The 2,142-nt window shown below is 65.4% G+C and carries 1 protein-coding gene; it reads left to right on the forward strand.

Going from position 1 to position 2,142, the window contains the following annotated elements:
- Positions 1-43: 43 nt before the first annotated feature.
- A partial coding sequence (locus O5O46_RS34875) for an MDR/SDR family oxidoreductase (protein ID WP_269859700.1) occupies positions 44-2,142 on the forward strand: 2,099 nt, incomplete at its 3' end.

Here is a 2,142-nt window from a genome sequence, read left to right on the forward strand (position 1 = left end):
CGAGTTCGCTGCCATCCCGTTGGTTGTGTGGACTCGTGGTGCGGTGGCTGTTCAGCCTGGTGAGTCGGTGTCGGATTTGGCTGCGGCTGCGGTGTGGGGTTTGGTGCGTTCGGCACAGACGGAGAACCCGGGCCGGTTCATACTGCTCGACACCGATACCGATACCGAGCTGGATGCCACGGCGTTGGGCCAGGTCCTTGCTGCGGATGAGCCACAACTGGCTTTGCGGGATGGGCAGCTTCACGCTGCCCGCCTGACTCGGGTCAGTCCTGCCGATGAACTCTCCGTCCCGGCCTCATCGCAGGGGCTGTGGCGGCTGGATTCCACGGAGAAGGGCACGCTGGAAAATCTGACGTTGGTACCTTGCCCTGAGCTGGCCAGCCCGTTGGAGCCCGGGCAGGTCCGGGTTCAGGTGCGTGCGGCAGGCCTGAACTTCCGTGACGTGCTCAACGCCCTGGGAATGTATCCCGGTGAGGCTGGCCCCTTGGGCGGCGAAGTGGCTGGCGTGATCACCGAGGTCGGGCCTGAGGTGACCGGTCTGAAGACCGGTGATCGGGTCATGGGGCTGGCGTTCGGGGCAGTCGGTCCGGTTGCGGTGACCGATCATCGGCTGCTGGTGGTGGTCCCGCAGGATTGGTCGTTCACGACTGCCGCGTCGGTCCCGATTGTGTTCCTGACGGCTTTTTACGGGCTGGTGGATCTTGCGGGCCTGTGTGCTGGTGAGTCGGTTTTGGTGCATGCCGGTGCTGGTGGTGTGGGTTTGGCGGCTATCCAGCTTGCCCAGCACCTTGGGGCGGACGTCTACGCCACGGCGAGTGAGGGCAAGTGGCGTGTGCTGCATGAGTGGGGTGTGCCGCAAGGCCAGGTGGCGTCTTCACGAGACCTGACCTTCCGGGAGAGCTTCCGTGCCGCTACGGCTGGCCGTGGTGTGGATGTGGTGCTGAACTCCTTGGCGGGGGAGTTCGTGGATGCGTCGCTGGATGTGTTGACTGCTGGTGGGCGGTTCCTGGAGATGGGCAAGACCGATATCCGGTCGGCTCAGGATCTGCCTGCGGAGGTGGCCTATCGGGCATTCGATCTGATGGATGCTGGTGTTGACCGTATCCAGGAGATGCTGCGGGAATTGGTGGGCCTGTTCGAGGCTGGTGTGTTGCGGCCGTTGCCGGTGACGAGTTGGGATGTGCGCCAGGGGCGGGATGCTTTCCGGTTCATGAGCCAGGCCAAGCACGTCGGTAAGCTGGTGCTGACGGTACCTCAGGTTCTTGATGTGGGTGGCACGGTCGTGATCACCGGTGGCACTGGTGGGCTGGGTGGCGTGGTGGCGCGGCATCTGGTGGCCGAGCACGGTGTTCAACATCTGCTGCTGCTGAGTCGGCGCGGCACGGACGCTCCGGGGGCCGCGGAGTTGGTGGCGGAGCTGGGGCAGCTGGGTGCCGCAGTCTCAGTCGCTTCGTGCGACGTGAGCGATCGGCAGGCTTTAGCTGCGGCGCTGGCGTCTGTGTCGTCGGATCATCCGGTGACGGGTGTGGTGCACACCGCGGGTGTTCTCGAGGACGGTGTGATCGGTTCGCTGTCGCGGGAGCAGTTGGACCGAGTACTGGCCCCCAAGGTCGATGCAGCTTGGCATCTGCATGACCTGACTCGTGAGTTGGACCTGACGTTGTTCGTGGTGTTCTCGTCGCTCGCGGGAGTCGTGGGCGGTGGTGGGCAGGGTAATTACGCGGCGGGCAACGTGTTCTTGGACGCGTTGATGCAGCAGCGCCGCGGTGCGGGGCTGCCGGGTCTGTCGATGGCGTGGGGTGCCTGGACGACCGAGATCGGTTTGGTGGGCACGTTGTCCCAAGCCGATATCGCGCGGATCGCTCGTTCGGCCATGCCCCCCTTGTCCGTGTCCCAGGGCATGGACCTGTTCGACCGGGCGTTGGGCACTGGTCATCCGGTCCTGGGACTGGCCCGGCTGAACGTTCAGGCCTTGCGTACCCAGCATGACGCCCCGCTGTGGCGGTCGCTGGTCGGCGGTGCGCTTCGTCGTGCTGCTGACAACACCCGCTACGGTCGTGAGGGGTTTGGGCAGCGGCTGGCCGGCCTGCCTGGCGCGGAACGCGAGCAGGTTCTGCTCGATCTGGTCCGGGAATCCGCTGC

This window comes from Streptomyces sp. RPT161, assembly GCF_027533845.1.
In the GTDB taxonomy this organism is placed as follows: Bacteria; Actinomycetota; Actinomycetes; order Streptomycetales; family Streptomycetaceae; genus Streptantibioticus_A; species Streptantibioticus_A silvisoli_A.